This window comes from Chitinophaga sp. H8 (assembly GCF_040567655.1).
GTDB classification, from domain to species: domain Bacteria; phylum Bacteroidota; class Bacteroidia; order Chitinophagales; family Chitinophagaceae; genus Chitinophaga; species Chitinophaga defluvii.
Genome location: NZ_JBEXAC010000001.1, coordinates 549547 through 573214, shown reverse-complemented (window position 1 = coordinate 573214; position 23668 = coordinate 549547). Strand labels below are relative to the sequence as shown.

The following is a 23668-nucleotide window of genomic DNA, read 5'->3' as shown; positions in this document are numbered from 1 at the left end:
ATGCTACAGGCACAGATCTTTATCGACAAAAACGATCTGCAGGAGGATCGCCCCTTATACGAATACATTATGCAATTCCTGCTGCTGCACCAGATCAAGGGAGCTACTGCATATAAAGGCATGATGGGATTTGGCGCCAACCAGCAAATGAAGCGGCCCGACCTGATCTTTTCATTTGATGACCCACCGATCATGATCACCTTTATAGATGATGCCGCCAAAGTGCTGGACGTATTGAAACAACTCCGGGTTACCTACAAAGGTGGTTTTATAATTACTCACGAAGTAGATTCTTTTGAAGCATGATCCGTAATCTCCTTTTGTTTTCTTTACGTAACCGCTGGGCAGTTATTATAGCAGCCATTGTATTATCCGTACTCGGCTACTGGTGCTTTACCCAGTTGAAGATTGAAGCCTATCCGGATATTGCCGATACCAACGTAATTATAGTAGCCCCTTACGATGGCAGGGCGGCTGAAGAAGTAGAGCAACAGGTAACCATCCCTTTGGAAAGGGCACTCAATAACGTACCACGGGTATTAGACAGGCGAAGCCGTACCATCTTTGGTTTATCTGTAGTACAGCTCACCTTCCAGGATGGCACAGACGACTATTTTGCCAGGCAGCAGGTGATAGAACGGTTGTCTTCCGTAGAGCTGCCGGATGGCGTTACCCCACAGCTGGCCCCTCTTACCACTGCAGTGGGGGAAATATACCGTTATGTGGTAGAAGCACCTCCCAATTTCACCCTTATGCAGCTCCGGGACTTACAGGACTGGGTAATCAGACCAGCCATCTTACAGGTACCAGGCATCGCAGATGTGACCAATTTTGGCGGCCCGCTTAAACAATTCCACATCCTAACGTCCCCGGATAAACTACGTAAATACAACCTTACGCTGCAGGCGGTGATGGATGCTGTAGGCAAGAACAACCAGAACACCGGTGGAAATGTTATAGCACGCGGTGGACAAGGATTTGCCGTACGTGGGCTGGGCAGTGTTAAATCTGAAAAAGATATCCAGAACATTGTGCTAACCGCCGTCAACGGTACGCCGGTATACATTCGCGATGTAGCTACCGTAGAAATAACACCTCCACCACCCGCAGGCGTACTTGGCTATGCCGTTCCTGATGCAGGTATTGACAAAATAGGATCACCGGAAGGCATCATCCTGCTGCGCAGGGGCGAAAACCCAAGTGAAGTATTAAAAACTTTAAAGGCCAAAATTGAAGATATTACCAGCACATCCCTACCCGAAGGCGTTACCCTGCGGGTATTATACGACCGGAGCTTCCTGATAGACCACTCGCTGGAAACGGTGTCGCACACCCTTTTCATGGGAGTCAGTATCGTGATCATCATCCTGGTGTTCTTCCTGGGCAGTATCCGCTCCGCACTGGTAGTAACTGCCACGATCCCTTTTGCCCTGCTTTTTGCATTTATCCTGATGCGGCTCACGGGCATTCCTGCCAACCTGTTATCGTTGGGGGCGATCGACTTCGGTATTATCGTGGATGGGGCCTGTGTAATGGCGGAACACCTGATCCGCCGGTACCGGAATGCCACCGAACTGGAAAAAAAGAGTGGTATCATCGGTATTACTATGTCGGCCGCACAGGAAGTGGGCAGGGAAATCTTTTTCTCCGTGACCATTATTATACTGGCCTATACTCCTATCCTGCTGATGACAAGGGTGGAAGGCAAGCTCTTTTCCCCGATGGCACTCACCCTGGCCTTTGCAGTAATAGGGTCTATGATCTGCGCCTTATCGCTCATTCCCGTACTGATTTCCTTTGCTTATAAAAAAGCGCTTTCAGCCGACAAACCGATGAAAGCTCACCGGAATCCCATCCTTGATTTTTTTGAACGGTGGTATAAAAATTCACTAAACTTCTTTCTGCGTTTTCATAAACAAACGGTGCTGATTGCGGGCATCTTTGTACTACTGCTCATTTCGCTGGGAGCCAAACTGGGCACAGAATTCCTGCCGGAGCTGGATGAGGGGTCCATCTTTATGCGGGCCTTTCTGCCCGCAGGGGTTACCATACAGGAAAACGCCAAAATAGCACCGAAGATCCGTGAGATCGCCTCCCGGTATCCGCCAGTAAAATTTATCATTACCCAAACGGGGCGCAACGATGATGGTACAGACCCCTTCCCTACCAACCGTACAGAAATACTGATCGGGCTAAAAGATTATAAACAGTGGAGCGATACCATCTCCAAAAAAGAACTGGTAAGTAGGATACAAAGCGATCTGGAAAGAAATATTCCGGGAGCCTCCTTCAATTCCGGTCAGCCGATCATAGACCAGGTCATGGAAATAGTAACCGGTAGCGCCGCTGATCTGGCCATCTCCGTGGTGGGGGATGATCTGGCCATGATGCGCCGGAAAGCCGACAGTATTGCCACCATCGTAAAAGCTACCTCCGGTGCAGCTTCAGTGAATATAGAACAGGAAGGTACGCAGGCACAACTGGCTATCAATATTAACCGGGAAAATGCCGCACGCTTCGGCATCAACGTGAGCGACATACAAGGCATGATCGAAGCTGCCATCGGCGGCAAAACCATTGGCACGCTCTACGACGGCACCAAACGTTACGACATCGTGATCCGTTACCTGCCGGATTACCGGAACACACCGGAAGCCATCAGCAACCTGCAGATACCTTCTTCCACTGGTGCATTAATCCCTATGGAACAACTGGCAGACATCCGGTTCATAGACGGCCAAACAAATATCTACCGTATCGATGGCAAACGGATGATCACGGTGCGCACCAACGTTCGCGGACGCGACCAGGGCTCTTTTGTTGCCGAACTACAGAAAAAGATAAACCGGCAGATCCGCATCCCTAAAGGATATGACATTATTTACGGTGGCCAGTATGAAAACCTGGAACGGGCAGGCAAACAACTGTCGCTCACTATTCCGCTCACCATCGTGATCGTATTTGTGTTCCTGTTTATGCTTTTTAAAAGCATGAAACAAACCTTTGTTACCATGAGCTGTATCCTGGTGGCCCTGGCAGGAGGCATCACCGCTTTATTTATCAGGGGATATCATTTTAATGTTTCCGGTGGCGTTGGATTCGTGTCTATCTTCGGTATTTCTGTAATGGCGGGGGTATTACTTGTTTCTGCGCTGAACCGGGAAATGTATAAATCGCCCCTCACCCTGCGGGCCTCGGTGCAAAAAGTAGCGGTAGACCAGTTCCGGGCCATCATGATGATGCTCGTGGTAGCCATCATTGGCCTTGTTCCGGCGGCACTGAGCACCGGTATCGGTTCTGATGTGCAAAGACCGCTGGCTACTGTAATCATAGGAGGATTAACATTTACCCTATTATTTACACCGGTAGTGATCCCACCGCTGTATTACTGGCTGGAAAAAAGATCACAGGCCAACAGCGATCATATGCATGGCACACCACCGCAGCTAACACCTGCAGATGATGATCAATAAATAAAGATGGGCTTCCCCCTTGATCAGGTATCACAGGACACCTCATCCCATGGCTGCTCATGATAACTGATCAGCCAGTTGAGAGCATAATGCCTTTCATAAACAATGCCTGGATGTAACACTTCTATCCCGGTACCTTTGATACGGGCATCCACACAGGCCCAGTCGGCCCGGTAATACAGATCATTTGCATCCAGGATCTCTGCACTGCTGCGCATATCTCCCGCAGCAGCTATATAAGCCGCCGGATTGCCTTCCAGCCCCCGGAAAGGATAATCTTCCGCCGCTATCATGTCCAGGTTAGCCAATGCATCCATAGCCCCGATAGCAGATAATTTTTTCAATGCCCACAATAACACCCAGATGCCTTCACACTTCCAGGTTTCCCGCATTTTATCGGCTTCTTTAGGATGCTCCAGGAATATTTTTTCTTTAGGTGTGGTAAGCTCCCATAAATTATTTTTTTGGAGGTAGGTGGTTATTTCAGCCCCGGAAAAATGATTAAACGCTACACTGTTCACGGCCGACAATACCACCAGCCGTTCTGCAATTTCCCGGGCACTGCGTATCACCACAGTAGCTTCATTGGTAACCACCGGCAAAAAGCGGTTGGTCTTTACTTCCATCGCTTTCAGTTGCGCTTCACTACGTGCTTTGCGGGCAGTTGCATCCGGAGCAGGCGTATTTACCGCTGCATGATCATCAAAATATGCTGACGCAATATTTACAGTAAGTGTTGCGGCAGTAGAGGCCCCGGTAGTATCCAGCAACAAATCTCCCTGCTGGTCCCAGAACCCCTGTGTTTCGGTTTTGAAAACACCATTATTGCCGGAAAATAAAAATGCATCCATTTCCTTTGCCAGCTGCATAATCACCGCAGCATGCTGTGCTGTAAAAGCAGGATCTGCAATAAGAGTAAGCTCTGTATTAATAGTCGCAATCTTGGCCAGCAGCAATTCCTGTAATCCTGTGTTAGCGGCCTGGATACCTGCCACATAATTATACATGCCCCGGAGGTTCTCTGCAATAGCTTCTCCGGAAGGAGGCAACTGATACCCCGGCACTGTCCGCTGCCGGTACCGGAGCGTAAGTGTTTGTCCTGGCTTCCAGAGTTTTTTACCAGTGGTCACCACCACGCTTTCCCATTGCTCAGCTGTTCCATTTACCTTAATGGCCGACTGGTCAAAATGCGATTGTAAAACAGTCAGCACTTTGTCCATATTCACATCATGACTATAAATGGTACAGTTTTCCATACACTATGTTTACGATAGATTCAGATAATAAGCCCTGTAAAGTAACAGATTGCAGCTGCAAAATAAATTATAATAAGTCAAAAGTGCTAATCTTACCTTTGTAGCTTAACCTCCAGCAATCATGTCAGCTACACTAGCCCGGCGCATACAGCAAATTTTTCCACTATCTGCCCCTGCACAGGCATTGTTGCTGGCATCTGCACAATTGCTACGCTTAAAACGGAAACAGTTCTTTTTACAGGAAGGAAAAATCTGCCGGCACATCGGGTTTATTGAAATCGGGAGTCTGCGCGCTTATGCGCTAATGGATGGCAAAGAAATAAATACTGCCTTTTACCTGGAAAACAACTTTGCTACCAATCTTAAAAGCCTCAGGAATATAACGCCATCAGAACAATATATCCAGGCTATGGAAGATACCCACCTATGGTTGTTAGCTAAAGAAGACCTGGTATTGCTGTACAAACAGTACGCTGAACTCGAATCCTTTGGCAGACACCTGCTGGAAGGGCTGGTCATCGAACAGGAAGAGCAGGCCCAACTGTTCCGGCTATACACCCCGGAAGAAAGATATCTGTACATGGAAACCCATTATCCCGCATTATTGCAAAGAATATCCCAATCCCAGTTAGCCAGCTATCTGGGTATTGCCAGGGAAACCATCAGCCGTATCCGCAGGCGGCGATGAGCTTTTGTGACCCACGTCACAGATTCCCCTTCTGAAAGCGGCTAGTTTTGTGGTGTAATCAAAATGAACAAGATGACCACCAATGCTATCAAACAGCTTATCAACAGCTACATTTCCACGATATGGAATGAGGGGGCCGTGGAAAAAGTAACCAGTTTCCTCCATCCTGATTTTACTGACCACACCCTTCCTACTACGCTCCCTAACGGTGTGGAAGGATTACTTCAATGGATTGCGCTGACCAGCAGCTCTTTTAAACACCGTACTATTATTGAAGATCAGGTAACAGAGGGAGATAAAAGTATTATCCGGATACGGATGGAGATGACACATATTGGTTTATGGAGAGGTATTGCCCCTACCGGCATCATAGCCACCACCGGCGGATACCGGTTCTTCCGCATAGCGGATGGAAAGATCAGGGAACAATGGGGGCAGATAGATGGTGCTGCACTGGAAGCAGCATTAACCGGATCAGCTCATGCCTGTAGACTACCCCAATAACAGGAGAGCCTCAAAAGGGAACATCCCATCAGCGGCCAAAATGCAAGCGGGCGTATCATACGTTGATACACCCGCTTGTTTTATATACTTTATGCACAGCCGATTTTATAACCCGCTATACTTTATTTTTTCTTTTGCAATTTCTTCAGGATGCGGTCCAGCTTCGCAGGATCATCCATATAAGGTTCCAGGTTAAATAATTCCACTTTACGGAACTCTACCGGGTGGCTCTCACTTTGCAGGGAAATAGAGCCTTCACGAAGCAGCTTGCCATCCTGTTTTACTGCAGGGTCATAGTTAGACACAGCCCCGCCGCCTATCTGCGGTTGTTGATATACCAACACCGTATCGGTGCCAGCAATGTGTTTGATCACAGAATCCCGCAGTACCAGTGCAGCGACTCTTACCCACTGATCACCATGATAGGTTTTGGAAGTAGAGGAGATACAATGATCGGTAATCAGTTTACCATTCATCACCACATTGGTACCAGGGGTACAGAGGTTGGCAGTATTGCGTGGATTCTTTCCATTACCACCCAGCAATTGCTCTTCCAGGGAAATAGGAAAATCCTGGTCTTTACCCATGCTGGCAGCTGTTTGTCCGTGCAGCATCACGCCACTGTTACGGTAAGCCCATCCCGGACCACCCGCTACCTGTTCGCCGGTAAAGCGGTATTCTACCACCAGCAGGTAGGCAGAGAAATTTTGTTTGTAGAAAATATGCCCGTACTGCTCATCAAAGTTGGTATACTGGTCATAACGCACTTTCAACAGGCCATCCTCTACCCGGAAGGTATTCCCAAAATTATCATTCAGCTCATGCCCCTTAATCTTGATATCCCAGTCCTTCAGATCTTTTCCATTAAACAGTTGTATCCATTTACCTTCTTTCTGCGCCATGCCGCTAACGGCGATCAGTAACAAAAGACCTGTAAGTAATTGTTTCATGTAAATAGGTGGTTTTAAATTTTGAACAGGTTAAAATATAACAACCCTTTCAAATTTCATATTTATTGTGATAAAAGGGGAGTAATAAGTTAATATACACGTCGCTATCGTTCCCTGTTATGATGCGTATTTCTACGCATTTTAATAAAACCCTTGAAATACTGATGATTGTTTACAAAAACGTATATAGTTTTGCATCATCATCCAAAGGAACGGGCAACTAACCATTGCCTGTTTACGACCCCCAAAAACGAATGCATGTTGTGTACATTTAAACTTGTTACGTTGCTGTTATACAGCACTTATCTCTGCAGCAGCTGCAGTAGTAATACCCCGGAAAGGGCGCTGACAATGGAACCTGTCAGCATAACAACACCCATTGTGATGGCATCCCATATAGTGCCATTTAACACCCATGTAACGCCATTTTATTTTTTACTGGCTGCACATACCAATACCTTCCTGGTAAATAGCGAAAGAGAAAAACAACTCTTCCAACGTACGTTGTCACTGGCACAGGCTTTAAAGCCATAGCAGGTTACTTCGTGTATGCCAACTAAAAGGTATTCCTAACCAGGAACCATTCTTTATTATACCCAATTCCTTCCATCCCCGGAAAGAATGACAGGTGCGGGCTTTGCCTGCGCCTGTTTCTTATTAAGCCTTTTCACCGCAATTTCGATACCCGGGTCTTATGTAATAGTCCTGCATTTACCATTGAGATAACGGCCAACTGGAAAGTGCAGCAACGTATAAAATGGGATGGCAAAGTACCTGCCATCATCACTTTATAGGGCTGCTGCTTTTAGGTAGTTGCTACCAGGAATACTTCCCCGCTTGCAGGCAAGAGATCATCAGCCCTGTTCTTAAAATACAGCGCTGTCATATCCTTGGTGGAAATGGTTTGAATTGTTTTTAAGCCTGCTTCCTCTGCCAGCTTCACTATTTCTTCAATCGAAAAGAAACTTACAAATGGCGTTCCTGAAGCGGCGGCTCCTTTGATCGACATTTCCATCAGGGGGCGATCCTCTTCCTCAAGTAAGGCTACCGGCAGATAAAAGGATATGGCAATGGTAGTACCTGGTGCCAGCAAGGTCATTTTCTTCAGCGTATCTGTAATTGCTGCTGTAGTGAGATAAAGCGTGACGCCAATACAGGAAACAAATGCTTGTTGGCCGATATCAAAGCCCTTGCGCAATAACGCTTCCCACCAGGATGCCACTTCAAAATCAACAGGTACAAAATGAAGATTACCGGGAATGTCATACCCGTTTTCAAGGAGCCTTTTTTCTTTCCACGCCAGGGTATCGGGTTGGTCAATTTCGTAAATATCTACCTGTGAACTGATGCCCCTATTTCTTTGAGCAAAACTATCCAGCCCTGCACCGAGTAAAACATATTGTTTAACGCCCTTTTCAATTTGCGAGATGGCTAAGTCTTCAATAAAACGGGAACGGGCTACAATAGATGCCCTGAGCCGTTTGGTATATTTCATATCCGGGCGTTCCTGCCAATCGTCGGGCGGCGCAATTAATTTTAAACCAACTTCATCCGCAAGTATAGCAGGTTTCGCATCTGCCTGAACGTGTAAGGCCCTCCATAATGCGGTTCTTACTGCTGTATTATCAGGCTGTGTGGGTTTGCTTGTTTCCATTGCTATTTTTTTAAAATTAAACTTACTGAAAGCGGCTAACATTCTCAATACTTAATGAGATGTTTCGGGATTGGCTTGCTTTACAGGCTGCCAGGCAGATAAATACCGGGCGATTATTAATATGCCTGTTAGTGTAAGCACCGCCTCCAATACAAAAGCAGCACCGGGAAAATAAAACGGGGCATCTGCTTTTGTAAAAAATGCAAAGATGTTGGACATCAGTACCGGGCCTATGATCGCACAAATACTAAATGTACTGCCCATCACCCCTTGCAGTTCTCCCTGTTCGGTGGCTGGTATCTGATTGCTCATGATCCCCTGTAAGGCAGGGGTAGACATAAAGCTCAATGCGTCAGGGATCAGGATTACAAACAACATCCATCCCTGGGAGGCCAGGGCGATTAACATCGCCGCCAATACCCGCAGGCTTAATCCGATGTATACCGTATTTTTCGGGCCCAGCCGTGGTATGATGATGCGTATCAGCCAGCCCTGCACTACCGCAATCCCTATTCCGGCAGCAGCCAGTGAATAACCGATCATCCGCTCACTCCATTTAAATTTCTCAATCGTGTAATAGGTCCAGGTGGTTTCTACTGCATTATGCCCGATATAAATCAGGGTAAGCGCCAGGACCAGCCCGGCTACTACAGGATACTTTTGTATTTGTTTAAAGGAGCCCACCGGATTAGCCCGCTTCCAATCAAAGGAACGGCGGTTTTCCATTGATAACGACTCTGGCAGTACGAAATAACCATACAGGCAGTTCACGAGTGATAATCCGGCAGCAATCAGGAAGGGCGCCCGCAGGCCCCAGTCACTGCTCAAGCCGCCAATCACCGGGCCTATGATAAACCCCAGTCCGAATGCGGCACCGGTAATACCGAAGCTCTGCGCCCGTTTTTCCGGCGGACTAACATCTGCAATATATGCGGCACCGGTAGTAAAACTGGCACCGGTAATCCCGGAAATCAACCGGCCTATGAATAACCAGAAAATACTGGGTGCAAATGCCAGGAACAGGTAGTCCAGCCCCAACCCAAATAAAGATAACAGCAATACCGGCCGGCGCCCGTAACGGTCGCTCAGGCCTCCCAATACAGGCGCAAAAATAAATTGCATCACCGCATAGGCAAAAGCCAGCCAGCCTCCATATTGGGAAGCCCTGCTGATACCTTCTCCTGTTAATTGCTCAATTAACCGGGGCATTACCGGCAGGATAATACCAAAACCCGTAAAATCTATCAATAACGTAATAAAAATAAATGGCAATGCCGCCTGCTTGTTCTTTAGCATATGGTAAGGATCAAAATAATGAATGCCCACTAAGGGGGTATAGTGGCAAATATAGCAGGGTATCTACCCGGAAAATTGTAAAAACACGACATCAATGCCAGTTTCCTCCGCGCAAAAGTGTGTAATTTTATACGCACCGTATCCCCTGTTCCACAACAACATCCTTATTGAACATTTTAGCGCCGGGTAATGTTTACTGATTATCAACCCCTTACCCCCGCTTTCAAAGTAAGCAGGGTTTTAGAGATATTTCAGTAAAAAACGCAATTATGGATACTTACGCACCATCTCATTCCCACCTTCCCCCTACCGGAGGCATTTTGTATGATCACTCCACGATTATCAATGTAACACAGGAAGGCCGTCTGGTTTCTATTCTGGCAGGCGCCTGGGCTATCGGCTCAGCGATCAGCAAAGTAGATAAAAAACCGGTAAACAGCCTTATTAAACTGCTGGCAGGAGGATATTTATTGTACCGGGGTATATCGGGCAACTGTTTATTCAATGCCATGACCGGCGTAAGGCAGGCAGACAGGCATTCCAGGGCTATTAATATCAGAACTTCCCAGATTATCAATAATCCCAAAGAAGAGGTATATTATTTCTGGCGCCAGCTCAGCAATCTCCCGGTTTTTATGAAGCACCTGGAATCTGTGCAGGAAACGGATAATAAAAACTCCCATTGGGTTGCCAAAGGCCCCGGCGGTATTGGTACGGTAGCATGGGATGCGCAGATTGTGAAAGAAGTACCCGGCGAATTCCTGGGGTGGAGATCAGTAACCGGCTCTGAAATAGCTACTGCCGGAAGGGTGAGCTTTAAAGCACTGACACCGGATACTACGGAAATAAATGTGATGATCTCCTACCGCCCACCGGCCGGATATGTAGGTACCGGACTTGCGTGGTTACTTAATACTGCTTTTGAAAGAATGATCTACAACGATATCAAAAGCTTTAAAAGCTATATGGAAACCGGTGAAATTATTTCCTGAGCCGGTGTTTATTCCAACAAAAAATTCCTTTGTTTATACAACTGGTTAAGTACCTGCTGTTAACAAAGGAATTTTTGCTTTTCGCGATAACCGAATGAAGCTGAAACGAGGCCTTATGATAAAGCCTCATTTTTAAATTTATTGTAAGTACCCTGGCTTTCTTCGATCAGCCTCAGTACACGTTCACGTACATCATCCTTCAAGCCGGTTACCTCATTTTCAAATACATGTTTTAACTCAGACAAATCATCTGCACCTTTCCCTACCAGTTTATTCAATCTATGGCGCCAGTTATCTGCGGTATGTCTGATCTTTTTTCTGGTCTCTTCACCACTATCAGGGGCGGTCAACATACCTATTACAATTCCTGTGGTCAACCCGGCGATAGCTCCTGCTAAAAATTTTGTGGTACTCATAGTTACAAGATTTATTGGTTTAACAACTGTTGAAAGCACTTGGTTCTGCGTGCTGTGAACAATTTTCCAAATATCAGGCCAAGAATACCTCTGTAGTTTCTTCAATACCTTCTGCCGGGGACTTTAACAATTTACTAACGCCACCCGGATTTATAACAAAGCCTGGTAAGCCAGGATACGGAACTTATGAATAAACTCCACGGAATAAGTGTAAGGATATACATTGGTAAATACCAACATGATCAGTTCTTCTTTTGGGTCGATAGTATGCTCAGAGCAATAAGCCCCGCCCCAGGTAAGACTGCCCGGCGTAGCCTGATCACCATAACGGCTGTTTTCCGTAATGATCTGAAAGCCTAAGCCAAACTTATCCTGGCGGTCCCATACCCAGGCATCTCCTATCTGGTTACGGGTGATCAGGTCTACCGTTTTACGGCTCAGCAACCGTACGCCGTTAAACTCCCCTCCATTCAGGATCAGCTGGCAGATACGGGCATAATCAGCAGCCGTGCTCACTAATCCCGCACCACCCAGGTATAAGGTTTGGGCGCCGCTGATGGGAAACTTCCGGGCTACCGAATCCGGACATAAGCTTAATTTACTGTTGGTACCCGTCAAAGCATACAATTCTACCAAACGGCTGGCTTTGGATGGCGGCAGATAAAAATAGGTGTCCTTCATGCCCAGTGGTGCAAAAATTTTCTGCTGGAAATAATCCTTCAGGCTCATGCCCGAAAGTATTTCAACTAACCTGCCAGCCACATCGGTATTAAAGCCATATGTGAATTTTTCCCCAGGCTCGTGTACCAATGGCCGTTGGGCCACTTTAGCGATCAGGTCTTCCAGCCGGTCGTTCTTCAATGAGCCAAATAAACCAATCCCCTTTCCAAATAATACACTATCCAACGGATGATCGTAGGGAATACCGGAAGAATGTGATAACAGCTGACGGATAGTAACAGGTGTAGCCGCAGGCTTCGTTTCATAAGTACCTTTTGCCCGGTCATAGCTGACCAGTACTTTCGCATTCCCGAAAGCCGGCATATACTTGTACAAAGGATCATCCAGGAAAAACTTCCCTTCTTCATACAACATCATCAGCGCAATAGTAGTGATCAGTTTGGTCTGTGAGGCGATCCTGAAAATATCATCCTTTCGGACAGGCTCCTGCCGCTCCAGGTTGCGGTAACCATATGCTTTGTAATGCACAATTTTACCCTTATGCGCGATAAAGGTCACCGCATTCGGGGCCATCCCCTTATCCACCATCTCCTGAAAGAAGGTATCCAGCTTTTGCAGTCTTTCTGCAGAAAACCCTGCGGACGCAGGACTGGCAGCCTGCATAAATTGTTGAGGACGGCTTTGTGCATACGCCGCCCCCCAAAGGCATAGGTGGGCCGACAGCAGCCATACAGTTTTCTTCATATAATAACAATTGGTACTACAAAATAAGCGCTCGCCTCCAAATTTCATAACAACTGCAATATGGCACATAATCACCCTTAGCCCAGGCTAACGGCTAATCAATGGCTATCATTACTTATTTATCATCCGTACATAAACCGGAGATATTCCGGAGATGTCCCATAGATATTCCGACTAGCACCATTGTCGGGATATATACGGGATATATATGGGACATATACGGGACATATACGGGATATCCCTATGCAAACGTAGGCCCATGGCAGGATTATCCCTGATTTTATGATAAGGTCTAGTCCTGCCACAGGTTTACACCTTTTATTAATAAATCCTGATAAGCGTTTACACACAGGCGGGATGTGAGTCATCCATAGATAAGACCTCGTTTCAATGGGAAAATGAGTATTCCGGTCAATAAAAAAGGGAGTGGCCCGCCAATGCGGACCATTCCCTTTTTTATGCTTTATAGACCTGATCCTATTGCTCCTGCAACAGCCCGTCTACCAGTTTTATAAAGTTAGTTTTGAATGTTTCGTAATGTTCTCCGGTACCCGGACCAGCAAAGCCGGTATGTACTTCCTTCACATTACCCTTTTTATCCACAAAAATGGTGGTGGGAAATCCACTGATACTGCTCAGCTGTGGAAGTGTTTTTTCGCCCTTTTGCGGGTCATTAGGCGTCACGCCGGTGATGAGTACCGGGTATTGCACATCAAAGCGTTTTAAGAAGCCGGAGAGGCTTTTCCTGGAGGTTTCAAAATCAGGGGTCCTTTCGTAGGAAAGGCCTATTACTTCCACCCCACGGTCTTTATTCGCCTTATACCATTCGCTCAGGTAATTGGTTTCATCCATACAGTTCGGACACCAGGAACCCATCAGGGTAATTACCACCACTTTGTTCTTAAACCGGTCGTCTTTGATAGATACCATTTTGCCGGTCATATCCGGAAAACGGAAGTTCAGTTGGGCAGAATCCTTTTTCAGGGTGGCCAGGGTAGACGCATCAGGCAATGCCGCTGTAGCATCCTTACGGGCCAGCCATTGCTGTTTGCCGGTACCGATACCCGCATAGAAAGTGCCTTCCAGTGCGGCATCGTTGCGCAGCAATGCGGTAAACAGATAAGCGTGAGAACCATCAAATGTTGACAATCTGAGGGAATCCCCATCCAATACCCCATCCAGGAAACGGTAATCCCCTGTAGGCGTTAAAAAAGTACCATGTACAATATTGCCTTCCTGCTTAAATTCTCCTACTGCAAAAGAGGTATCCTTTCCTTCTGCCTTGAAGCGGGTAGCCCAGCGGCCGCTTACATTCCCCTTAGCGGGAGTATTTACCTTAAACCGTTCCGCAACACCCTGTACAGCGGAAAAAGGGATATCCACATCTTTATCAGCCAGATGCCGGACCCACTTTCCCTGTATATTACCATCGGCCTGAAAAGCGGCCTTGAACTCAGAGTCAAAGAAAGGCATTTTAATCAGCAGCGAATCGCCCTGTACCTGTATATCATCCACCAGCATCCGTTCCGTAGCATTGATGATATACAGTACTTTTTTGCCCAGGGAGTCTTTTACCTCAAAATTGAATACGATAGCTGCACCATCCTGGCGATGCAGCTTTGCCTGCCATATACCGGCCACCAGCTCCTTTTTACTGCTGCCGGTGTTACAGGCAGTGAAACCGATGCCCACCAGGCATATTATCCATAAATACTTCATATGCGGTGTGATTAGTGTTTTCATTGTATGGTATTCCCTAAAGCCTTGCACCGAACAGAAGGCTGCCTATCCTGACCATGGTACTCCCTTCCTGCAATGCCAGCAGGTAGTCGCCGCTCATGCCAACAGACAGTTCTTTAAAATAGTCGTGCTCCCTGAAATAAGTTTCTTTTATGGAAGTATGCAGTGCTTTAAGATGATGAAACTCTTTACGGATCTGCGTTTCATTATCAGTATTGGTAGCCATGCCCATCAACCCTGCAATACGTATATGGGGGAAGGTATTTTCTGCGGCTTTCCAGGCATCGAGCAGTTGTAACAGCTCCTGCTCATCCATGCCAAATTTTGTTTCTTCTGCTGCGATATACACCTGCAGCAGGCAATGAATTACCCGCTGGTGTTTGCCCGCTTGTTTATTAATCTCCTGCAGCAACTTAATACTGTCTACTGCATGGATGGTATCCACAAAAGGTGCGATGTATTTTACTTTATTGGATTGCAGGTGGCCTATAAAATGCCAGGCAATATCTGCCGGCAAACGGGGTTGCTTATCTGCCAGCTCCTGTACATAGTTTTCACCAAAAATACGTTGGCCCGCGTCGTATAATGCCTGTATATCTGCTACCGGTTTTATCTTGGATACTGCTACCAACTTTGCCTGAAAAGGGGCTAATGCCGCTTTTACCTGCTCAAATGCGGATAAATTAATTGCCATTAGGCAAAAGTAGCAAAATTAGCTGTTAGCTATTAGCTGTTAGCTGTTAGGGATTATGTTTTGTTGTCTGGCATCATGTTATTGTAAACAACAAAACACCGAAGCTAATAGCTAAAGGCTAACAGCTAACAGCTTAACTTAATATCGCCCTGCTGATTACAATCCGTTGTACTTCAGAAGTACCTTCATAGATCTGGGTAATTTTAGCATCACGCATGAGGCGTTCCACATGGTATTCTTTTACATAGCCATAGCCACCATGTACCTGTACCGCTTCTGTAGTAACCCACATGGCTGTTTCTGAAGCAAATACCTTTGCCATAGAGCCACTGAGGGTATAGTCCATCTTATTATCCTTTTCCCAGGCAGCTTTGAGGCACAGCAGGCGTGCAGCTTCTATCTGGGTGGCCATATCCGCCAGTTTAAACTGGATAGCCTGGTGCTGAGAAATTTCTTTACCAAATGCTTTTCGCTCTTTGGAATATTTTAATGCCAGCTCATAAGCGCCACTAGCAATGCCCAATGCCTGGGAAGCAATACCAATACGGCCACCACCCAGCGTTTTCATGGCAAACTTGAACCCAAAACCATCCTCTCCTATCCTGTTTTCCTTGGGTACTTTCACATCCTGGAACATGATACTGTGGGTATCACTCCCCCGTATGCCCAGCTTATTTTCCTTAGCCCCCACCGTTACACCAGGAGAATCCTTTTCAATGATCAGGGCATTGATCCCTTTGCTCCCTTTTTCCGGATGCGTTTGTACAATTACCAGGTATATGCTGGCAGAATTGCCATTCGTGATCCAGTTTTTGGTACCATTTACCAGGTAATGATCTCCTTTATCTTCGCCCAGGGTACGCTGGGAAGTAGCATCAGAACCCGCTTCCGGCTCGCTGAGCAGGAAAGCGCCTATTAATTCTCCCTTGGCCAGCGGTACCAGGTACTTTTGTTTTTGTTCTTCCGTACCATAGGCTTCCAGTCCCCAGCAAACCAGGGAGTTATTCACACTCATACATACAGAAGTGGAGGCATCTATCTTGGAGATCTCTTCCATGGCCAGCACGTAAGAGATGGTATCCAGCCCGGCACCACCGTATTTAGGATCTACCATCATGCCTAAAAAACCCAGTTCACCCAGTTTTTTGACCTGTTCCTTTGGAAATTGCTGCTTTTCATCCCTTTCAATAACGCCCGGCAGTAGTTCATTAATAGCAAAATCACGTGCTGCTTTCTGGATCATCAGGTGTTCTTCCGTAAGTTGATAGTTCATAATTTGAGTTTAAATGACTGGTTGCTTGGTGTGTTGATGATAACAAACCTATTTATAAATGAGGAGCTAAAAAAATACAGTGTACAAAATTCATGGTTGTCAATAAATATTAACTCTTTATTGAATAAAACTTTACGATAACGTACGGGTTTTTGAATTGGTTCAGTTTTTTCAGGGGTCCTTTTTATCTTATCATAATGGGGTGATGGCGGCTTAATATAAAATCCTGTAGCTTGCCATATATGAAGAATATCAAGATTATAGAAGTAAAATCTGAAATAGGGGCCGGTACCCGGGGGGCCAGCCTGGGGGTGGAAGCGATTAAAATTGCAGCGCTTGACTTCATGAGTAACTTTTTTGTGCATTTTCCTACCGAAACCATTGAAACAGAAAATAAGCTCCTGTTTGAACCTATTGAATCTCCTTATGCCAAACGGATCAAGGGAACGAACATCATGTATGAAAGGATCAGCAAAAGCGTGTATGAAACCGTAAAAGCCAACTGGTTCCCGGTATTGCTGTCTGGTGACCACAGCACTGCCGGCGCCACGATTGCCGGTTTAAAGATGGCCCACCCCAAAGCCAAACTGGGCGTTATCTGGATAGATGCACATGCCGATCTCCATACGCCCTACACCACCCCTTCCGGCAATATGCACGGGATGCCGCTGGCTACCGCTATTGCAGAAGATAACCTGGATTGTAAGGTGCATGAGCTGGATGAAAACACCAAACGGATGTGGAACGGCCTGAAAAACATCGGAAAAATAGCCCCCAAGGTATTACCGGAAGATATTGTGTTTATTTCCCTGCGCGACTATGAAAAGGAAGAAGACCACCTGATCAAAAAGTATGGTATGAAAGTGATCACTACCAGCGAGGTAAGGCGTAAAGGGGCTGAAAACATCTCCCGCTCTGTATTCCGCTACCTCAGCGACTGTGAATATATTTATGTTTCTTTTGACGTAGACAGCCTGGATGCATCTATCTCCAAGGGTACAGGTACCCCCGTGAGCAATGGGCTAAGGGAGCGGGAAGCGGAAGACCTCATTTCCAAGTTTATGCAGCACCGCAAAATATGCTGCTTCGAAATTACGGAAGTAAATCCCACCCTGGACCGGGAAAACCTCATGGCCGAAATTGCTTTTAATATCCTGCAAAGGAGTGTGAATGTGCTGATGATGAACTGATTTTTTGAGCTTTTAGCTGTTGGCTATTAGCCTTTAGGTATTATGTTTTGTTATTAGATAATTAAACAACAAAACGCCAAAGCTAAAAGCTAAAGGCTAATAGCTAACACCTATTTTAAAATATGCAATCAGCCAGCCTACCACTTCACTATAGCTCTCTATTCCTTTTTCCTGGTTATTGGCTTTCAGGTATTGGTCATACAACAGGCGGGAGTAATCATCCACGGGGCCACTGTAGGCTTTATAGAAATTAATAATGCTTTTATAATCTGCTTTTACGCCGGGTACGGTCCTACTCCAGATATCTTTTGTGAGGGAGCTGTCGCGCCGGGCCAGTTGTCCTACGGTGTGCAGCAGCATTTCAAAATGCGCCGCATAGCGGAAGCGGCTTTCCGGCAGTTGGGTAGCTACCAGGTACCCAACAAAGTTGGCCTCTTCCTCTGGCGCATATCCCAGTTGATGAGCTATTTCATGGCAGGTCACAAAAGGATGCAGCAGCTGGGGCGTGGTGGTATTTACCTGTGCCTCGCCGGTAAAGGGATTCAGATAACCTGTTACCCCTATGTAGTTGAGCCAGTGGCCAAAGAGGGTCCGTTTGATAGCAGGGGCTTGATAGTGGAGGGCAGGCCAGTGTTTGGCAGCAAGCCCGTAAGCCGTTATTGCCTGGTCAAATACCCTGGCACTGTCCGGGTTGGGAGATATGGTATGCAGGGTATCACCCAGGTTGGTCTTTTCCTGATTGACCAACTGCAACAAGGTATCCGCCAGCTGGTATAGCTGGGGAGTAGTATAGGGTTTTACCTCCAGCCGGAGATCGCTGGCCAGGGCATTACGTTCATAATTGTATCCCCATAATATCAGGAATGTGAAGTAGATCGCCAACAGGGAATGTATCCCTTGTAATACCACATAAGCAGCATCTTCCCAGTGCATCCGCACCAGTTTATAACATAGTTTTAACAAATAGATGATACCTGTTATAACCCAGCCTGCATATATTACATCACCAATACTGAATGATATATTTCCCAATACTTGTCGTAAAACGATGCTGATCCAAACATACCACCTATGAAAATAAAAGTGTTCAAACGCCGGACTTAGTATAAATAGTCCTTTTAACAGCAATATAGCCAGCACTGTTATTACGATCCTTACAATCTTCTTCTTAATTTTGTTATTTGTTTCCATAATAACCGGCGAAACATGATAGATGAAATTTTACTCAGCAGAATAGGCGCAGCACTTTCCGATGAATTAAAGGTGAAAATACTGATTAATCAGGCAGAAAAAATACATGGGGGGGATATTAATGAAACCTACCGTATTCAAACCAATGAAGGGTATTTTTTCTTAAAGCTGAATGATGCGATCCGTTTTCCGGATATGTTTGCAGCCGAGTATGCCGGTCTTACTACCCTGGGTGCAACGCAGACCATTGCGGTGCCCAGGCCTGTATGTTATGGTGCGGTACAGCAGCAGGCATTTCTGGTAACCACCTTTGTGGAAAAGGGCAGTGCCATGCGGGATTTCTGGGAAGATTTTGCAGCCATGCTGGCAAAGCTGCATCAGCAGCGGCACCCTCATTTTGGCTATGACAGTCCTAATTACATAGGTACCCTTCGTCAATACAATACCCCTTACAGCAGCTGGCCGGTATTTTATGCGTTTAACCGGCTGATGCCCCTTACCCGGATGGCTTATGATCAGCACATCATAGAAAAGGTGATGGTACATCAAATGGAAAAACTGTGCCGGCAATTGCCGGAAATATTTCCACAGGAGCCTCCTGCCCTGTTGCATGGTGATTTATGGTCCGGCAATTTTATGGTAGGCAGTAATGGCAGGGCATGTATTTATGATCCGGCGGTGTATTACGGGCACCGGGAAATGGACATGGCGATGACCCGGTTATTTGGTGGCTTTGACACAAAGTTTTATTATGCCTACCAGGCCGTACATCCGTTGGCCCCTGGCTGGCAGCAGCGTATAGGCATCTGTCAGCTATATCCCCTGCTGGTACATATGCTGTTATTTGGAGGCAGTTATTACAATAGTATCCGGGAAATATTACAGCAGCATTAGGTTAGCCATCCTCCCGTGTATCCATAAAGACACGCATCTTCTCGTGTTCTTCCTTTATGACGGGATAAAATTCATCTACCGCAATAGCTACTTCATTAAAGAGTTGAACGATCTGTTCCTGTTCTTCCTGTCCGTTGCGCAGGTTATTTTCCAGTTCCTGCATTTTGGCAGCAATCCAGGTTAGCCCTACCATGGACAGGTTGGGTTTTATTTTATGTACCTGGAACTTCAGTTTTTCCCAATCAGCATTGCTGACTGTTGTGCGCAATTTTTCTATTTCCTCTTTAATGGTACGAAGAAATATTTCAAAGAGGTCTACCGCATATGAAATGTTGTTATCATATAACCCGTCCAGGTACTTAACATCCAAAGCCTCATTAAATTCAAAACCGCCTATGTTCTTTACTACGTCCATTATTAAATCAGTTTCATCCTCGTTTAAATACTTATTGAGCACCTGTAATAGCTGATCAGGTGTATAGGGCTTAGTTAATATATCAGTGATACCAATTTCCCTGGCGGCTGCAGCGGTGCTTTCCATGGCCACCGCAGTGGTAGCGATAATGGGAGTAGCCACATTGGGTTGTTCTTCATCCGCACGGATCGTCTTAGCCAGTTCAAACCCGTCCATGCCAGGAATCCGGATATCCAGCAAAATTAGATCATATTGCCTGTTGTCCAAAAAATACCGGGCATCCGGCCCGTTGGTAGCCAGCTGGTAATTGAGCTTATATTTTTCCAGCAGGCTGATTACATAGCGGAGGTTCATAGGGTTGTCTTCCACCACCAGCAATTTAGCGTCTTCAAAGGTGATCTGCCTGTTTGGTTTCCCGGTACGGTGGCTCCCCACGCCAGCCGGTTTACAGGTATCCATAAAAGGCAGGTTAAAGCTAAAGCAGGTATTAAAGCCGGGTATTTCTTCCACCGCTATCTGTCCCCCCTGCAGCTCTACCAGTTGTTTAGCAATGGCCAGTCCCAGTCCGGTCCCCCCATATTTATCACGGATATCTTTTTCTGCTTGTTTGTAGTTTCTGAAAATCAGTTCCAGCTTATCTTTTTTGATCCCTATCCCGGTATCACAAACACGGAACCGGATCCAGAGCTGGTTTTCCTGCCAGCTTTCCAGGCTTACTTTGAGGGCTATTTCTCCTTCTTTGGTAAACTTCTCTGCATTTCCTAACAAATTCAATAATATTTGGTTCAGCAGGCCATCATCTCCTACCAGCCATCTTTTTAGCTGGGCGTCCAGTTCTGCCGTTATCCTTACCGGCCTGCGGCCCAGTTTCAGTTCAAATGTATGCCGCAGCGACTGGATCAGTTCCGGCAGGTTAAATTCCCGCTGGTTTACCTGCAATTCCCCCGCCTCTATCCTGGAGATGTCCAGAATATCGCTGATGATCCCAAGCAGGATGCCTGAAGAATGTTTCAGGATATTGACATATTCCTTTTGCTGGGCATCCATATTGGTTTCTTCCAGCAAATGGGCCATGCCGATGATGGCATTCAGGGGGGTGCGTATTTCGTGGCTCATACTGGCCAGGAAGTCTTTCTGGCTGTGCTGGGCCTCTTCTGCCAGCTGGCGGGCCAGTTCCAGCTCTTTTTGCAAAGTTTGCTGGGCATTAATACTTTTCGTCACGTCCACAATCTGCCATATGGCGCCTTGAAATACCCCTTTGTCGTATACCGGCATATAGCTGATTTCCCGCGTGCTGCCGTTCTGAAAGCGCAGTTCCCAGCCAAAGAAAGGTTTCTTACGGCGGCGGAGTTCTTTCATTTTCTGAGCAAAGAAGGGAGGATCAGCCATAAATGGCTGGAGGAAGGTGATACCGGCCTGGAATGACTTATTAATCACTGCGGAAGCTATATCGGGGGTATCAAAGTGATCCATGAATACCTGGTTCACCCATATAAACCTGTATTTTTCGTCTGTTATCAGCAATCCGGCATTGGTATGTTGCAGATATGCAGCCAGTGGCAGGGAGAGGATAGCAGGAATTGCTATCGTACCGGATTTTAATATTTTTGCTGGAATAGGGGACATTAAAGGGATTTTCACGGATCTTTGTCTGTAACCCTGCATTGCTGGCAGCATTGCATCAGCAAATATTTATCTTTTTCCTTCGGGGCAAACAGATAAATATTTGATTTGGCTTTCTTTATTTATATATAAATATAATATTGATTGTCTACAAATTTAGGAAAATTTTGCAATTGAAAATATTTAATTACCTTTGCATCCCTCTAAAAGTGAGGATTTTGATATGAAACAACTCCGCGAATTTGACATTGCATTTGTGGGTCTAACGCCCGGAGTACACTCGTTTCAGTACCAAATTACGGATAGTTTCTTTGAAAACTACGGACCGCAGGACTTTACGAATTGCAATGCTACTGTAAAGCTTCAGTTGGATAAAAAGAGTAATTTTTTTCTGCTGAAGTTTGAAATAGGTGGAACAGCGACGGTAAACTGTGACCGGTGTGGAGAAGCATTTGAGCTGCAATTATGGGACGATTTCAACCAGGTAGTGAAAATGGTGGAAAATCCGGAAGAAATGCCGGAAGATGAGGACCCGGAGGTAAGCTATATTTCCAAAACGGAATCCCACTTACATGTGGCCGGCTGGATATATGAGTTTATCAATCTCAGCATCCCGATGCAACGTATACACCCTAATGATAGCAATGGCAACAGCGGTTGCAATCCGAAGGTGCTGGAAATGCTGGAAAAAATGCACCAGCAGGTAAAAGATAGTGATAATCCGATCTGGAAAGGATTGGAAAAATTTAAGGACAATTAAAAATTAAATAAAATGCCAAATCCAAAACGCAGACATTCTCAGCAAAGATCAGCGAAGAGAAGAACGCATTACAAGGCGGTTGCGGATACGTTAAGTACTGATAGTGCAACCGGAGAAGTGCACCTGAGACACCGCGCTCATTGGGTAGAAAACAAACTGTTCTACAAAGGAAAAGTAGTGTTGGAAAAACAAAGCAACGCTAAATAATTTTGCTATTTTTACCCGAGCTAACAGACAAATTAAAGTTACATGAGAATCGGGCTTGATATGATGGGTGGCGACTATGCGCCCCTGGAAGCAGTAAAAGGAGTAAAATTATTTTTAGACACCGTTGCAGATGTGCACCTGGTGCTGATAGGAGACGAGCAAGCCTTGGCTCCTTTATTAGCAGATGCCCGGTTGGACCAATCAAAATATTCAGTTGTTCATTCATCCCAGATAATCGGGATGAATGAACATCCTACCAAGGCGCTGAAGGAAAAGCCGGAATCTTCGATCTCCATTGGTTTTCACCTGCTGAAGAATGGAAAAATTGATGCCTTTATCAGTGCCGGTAACACCGGTGCCATGATGGTGGGCACTTTTTATTCCATCAAAGCTATTGATGGGGTGCAACGGCCTACTATTTCTACTCCTGTGCCCCGTGAAAACGGCACATTTGGTGTATTGCTGGATGTAGGCATCAATGCTGACTGCAAACCGGAAAACCTGGTACAGTTTGCCATTTTAGGCTCCCTCTACTCCCAATATATTCTGAAAATAGACAACCCTAAAGTAGGTTTGCTAAACATCGGAGAAGAGGAAGGCAAAGGCAATCTGCTGGCACAGGCTACTTATCCGCTTTTAAAAGAAACCAAACAAATCAATTTTGTTGGCAACATAGAAGGTAGAGATATCTTTACCGATAAAGCGGATGTAATCGTTTGTGAAGGATTCACCGGCAACGTTGTATTGAAAATGGCGGAATCATTCCATGAAGTTGCGGTAAGACGCAATATCAAGGATGATTATATGGACAAATTCAATTTTGAATCATATGGCGGTACCCCTGTACTCGGGGTTTCCCATCCTGTAATTATCGGCCACGGCATATCCCAAGCCACTGCCTTTAAAAACATGATCGTACTGGCACAACAAATGATACAAAGTAAATTGCTGGAAAAAGTAAAAGAAAGCTTTGTAGCAAAAGAAGCATAAAGGAAACACATTATAAGAAAAAAGGAGCTTCTGTCGA

At 45.9% G+C, this 23668-nt stretch carries 22 protein-coding genes; 11 read left to right on the top strand and 11 right to left on the bottom strand.

Going from position 1 to position 23668, the window contains the following annotated elements:
- Both ABR189_RS02150 and ABR189_RS02145 read left to right on the top strand, forming a co-directional pair.
- Positions 1-306 (top strand): DUF190 domain-containing protein, encoded by a 306-nt coding sequence (locus tag ABR189_RS02150; RefSeq protein ID WP_354658794.1) that lies wholly within the window; start codon positions 1-3, stop codon positions 304-306.
- A complete protein-coding gene (locus ABR189_RS02145) occupies positions 303-3473 on the top strand; it encodes an efflux RND transporter permease subunit (protein ID WP_354658793.1) in 3171 nt (1056 codons plus the stop codon). The genes ABR189_RS02150 and ABR189_RS02145 overlap by 4 nt, the downstream gene beginning before the upstream one ends.
- A 23-nt stretch (positions 3474-3496) precedes the next feature.
- On the opposite strand, the gene ABR189_RS02140 is transcribed toward ABR189_RS02145, so the two are convergent.
- The gene (locus ABR189_RS02140) at positions 3497-4729 is read right to left on the bottom strand and encodes a DUF4272 domain-containing protein (protein WP_354658792.1); all 1233 of its coding nucleotides are present in this window, start codon (positions 4727-4729) and stop codon (positions 3497-3499) included.
- A gap of 121 nt (positions 4730-4850) precedes the next feature.
- On the opposite strand from ABR189_RS02140, the gene ABR189_RS02135 reads away from it, so the two are divergent.
- On the top strand, positions 4851-5417 hold the full coding sequence (locus ABR189_RS02135) for a Crp/Fnr family transcriptional regulator (protein WP_354658791.1): 567 nt from the start codon (positions 4851-4853) through the stop codon (positions 5415-5417).
- A gap of 72 nt (positions 5418-5489) precedes the next feature.
- Entirely contained in the window at positions 5490-5921 is a 432-nt protein-coding gene (locus ABR189_RS02130; RefSeq protein WP_354658790.1) for an ester cyclase, read from the top strand.
- Between the two features lie 122 nt (positions 5922-6043).
- Here ABR189_RS02130 and ABR189_RS02125 read toward each other — a convergent pair whose 3' ends face one another.
- Positions 6044-6871: a 3-keto-disaccharide hydrolase gene (locus tag ABR189_RS02125; protein WP_354658789.1), complete on the bottom strand. Its 828-nt coding sequence runs from the start codon at positions 6869-6871 to the stop codon at positions 6044-6046.
- Positions 6872-7129: 258 nt separating this feature from the next.
- Here ABR189_RS02125 and ABR189_RS02120 point away from each other — a divergent pair, with 258 nt between their 5' ends.
- Entirely contained in the window at positions 7130-7405 is a 276-nt protein-coding gene (locus tag ABR189_RS02120; RefSeq protein WP_354658788.1) for a hypothetical protein, read from the top strand.
- Positions 7406-7676: 271 nt separating this feature from the next.
- Here ABR189_RS02120 and ABR189_RS02115 read toward each other — a convergent pair whose 3' ends face one another.
- Positions 7677-8525, bottom strand: a complete 849-nt coding sequence (locus ABR189_RS02115) for a class I SAM-dependent methyltransferase (RefSeq protein ID WP_354658787.1) — start codon at positions 8523-8525, stop codon at positions 7677-7679.
- 51 nt (positions 8526-8576) lie between these two features.
- The gene (locus tag ABR189_RS02110; RefSeq protein WP_354658786.1) at positions 8577-9821 is read right to left on the bottom strand and encodes a TCR/Tet family MFS transporter; all 1245 of its coding nucleotides are present in this window, start codon (positions 9819-9821) and stop codon (positions 8577-8579) included.
- Between the two features lie 269 nt (positions 9822-10090).
- Here ABR189_RS02110 and ABR189_RS02105 point away from each other — a divergent pair, with 269 nt between their 5' ends.
- A complete protein-coding gene (locus ABR189_RS02105) occupies positions 10091-10813 on the top strand; it encodes an SRPBCC family protein (protein WP_354658785.1) in 723 nt (240 codons plus the stop codon).
- A 113-nt stretch (positions 10814-10926) separates the two neighbouring features.
- Here the strand turns inward: ABR189_RS02105 and ABR189_RS02100 are convergent, their stop codons facing one another.
- The 5 genes from ABR189_RS02100 to ABR189_RS02080 form a co-directional block, all read right to left on the bottom strand.
- The gene (locus tag ABR189_RS02100) at positions 10927-11229 is read right to left on the bottom strand and encodes a YtxH domain-containing protein (RefSeq protein ID WP_354658784.1); all 303 of its coding nucleotides are present in this window, start codon (positions 11227-11229) and stop codon (positions 10927-10929) included.
- Positions 11230-11379: 150 nt separating this feature from the next.
- Positions 11380-12654 (bottom strand): serine hydrolase domain-containing protein, encoded by a 1275-nt coding sequence (locus ABR189_RS02095; protein WP_354658783.1) that lies wholly within the window; start codon positions 12652-12654, stop codon positions 11380-11382.
- 477 nt (positions 12655-13131) lie between these two features.
- Complete coding sequence (locus ABR189_RS02090) at positions 13132-14373, bottom strand: TlpA disulfide reductase family protein (protein ID WP_354658782.1); 1242 nt, start codon at positions 14371-14373, stop codon at positions 13132-13134.
- 37 nt (positions 14374-14410) lie between these two features.
- A complete protein-coding gene (locus ABR189_RS02085) occupies positions 14411-15088 on the bottom strand; it encodes a YggS family pyridoxal phosphate-dependent enzyme (protein ID WP_354658781.1) in 678 nt (225 codons plus the stop codon).
- A gap of 133 nt (positions 15089-15221) precedes the next feature.
- Positions 15222-16361 (bottom strand): acyl-CoA dehydrogenase, encoded by a 1140-nt coding sequence (locus tag ABR189_RS02080; protein WP_354658780.1) that lies wholly within the window; start codon positions 16359-16361, stop codon positions 15222-15224.
- A gap of 242 nt (positions 16362-16603) precedes the next feature.
- On the opposite strand from ABR189_RS02080, the gene ABR189_RS02075 reads away from it, so the two are divergent.
- Positions 16604-17551: an arginase gene (locus tag ABR189_RS02075; protein ID WP_354658779.1), complete on the top strand. Its 948-nt coding sequence runs from the start codon at positions 16604-16606 to the stop codon at positions 17549-17551.
- A 96-nt stretch (positions 17552-17647) separates the two neighbouring features.
- Here the strand turns inward: ABR189_RS02075 and ABR189_RS02070 are convergent, their stop codons facing one another.
- Positions 17648-18742 carry a DUF3810 domain-containing protein gene (locus ABR189_RS02070; protein ID WP_354658778.1) on the bottom strand — a complete coding sequence of 365 codons (1095 nt, stop codon included), beginning with the start codon at positions 18740-18742 and terminating at the stop codon, positions 17648-17650.
- 15 nt (positions 18743-18757) lie between these two features.
- On the opposite strand from ABR189_RS02070, the gene ABR189_RS02065 reads away from it, so the two are divergent.
- On the top strand, positions 18758-19636 hold the full coding sequence (locus ABR189_RS02065; protein WP_354658777.1) for a fructosamine kinase family protein: 879 nt from the start codon (positions 18758-18760) through the stop codon (positions 19634-19636).
- A gap of 1 nt (position 19637) precedes the next feature.
- Here ABR189_RS02065 and ABR189_RS02060 read toward each other — a convergent pair whose 3' ends face one another.
- Positions 19638-21677: a response regulator gene (locus ABR189_RS02060; protein WP_354658776.1), complete on the bottom strand. Its 2040-nt coding sequence runs from the start codon at positions 21675-21677 to the stop codon at positions 19638-19640.
- 220 nt (positions 21678-21897) lie between these two features.
- On the opposite strand from ABR189_RS02060, the gene ABR189_RS02055 reads away from it, so the two are divergent.
- From ABR189_RS02055 to plsX, 3 genes are read left to right on the top strand one after another with little or no spacing between them, the layout of a single operon-like run.
- The gene (locus tag ABR189_RS02055; protein WP_354658775.1) at positions 21898-22434 is read left to right on the top strand and encodes a YceD family protein; all 537 of its coding nucleotides are present in this window, start codon (positions 21898-21900) and stop codon (positions 22432-22434) included.
- A gap of 12 nt (positions 22435-22446) precedes the next feature.
- Positions 22447-22641, top strand: a complete 195-nt coding sequence (gene rpmF, locus ABR189_RS02050; RefSeq protein ID WP_354658774.1) for a 50S ribosomal protein L32 — start codon at positions 22447-22449, stop codon at positions 22639-22641.
- Between the two features lie 42 nt (positions 22642-22683).
- Positions 22684-23631, top strand: a complete 948-nt coding sequence (gene plsX / locus ABR189_RS02045) for a phosphate acyltransferase PlsX (RefSeq protein ID WP_354658773.1) — start codon at positions 22684-22686, stop codon at positions 23629-23631.
- Positions 23632-23668 lie beyond the last annotated feature (37 nt).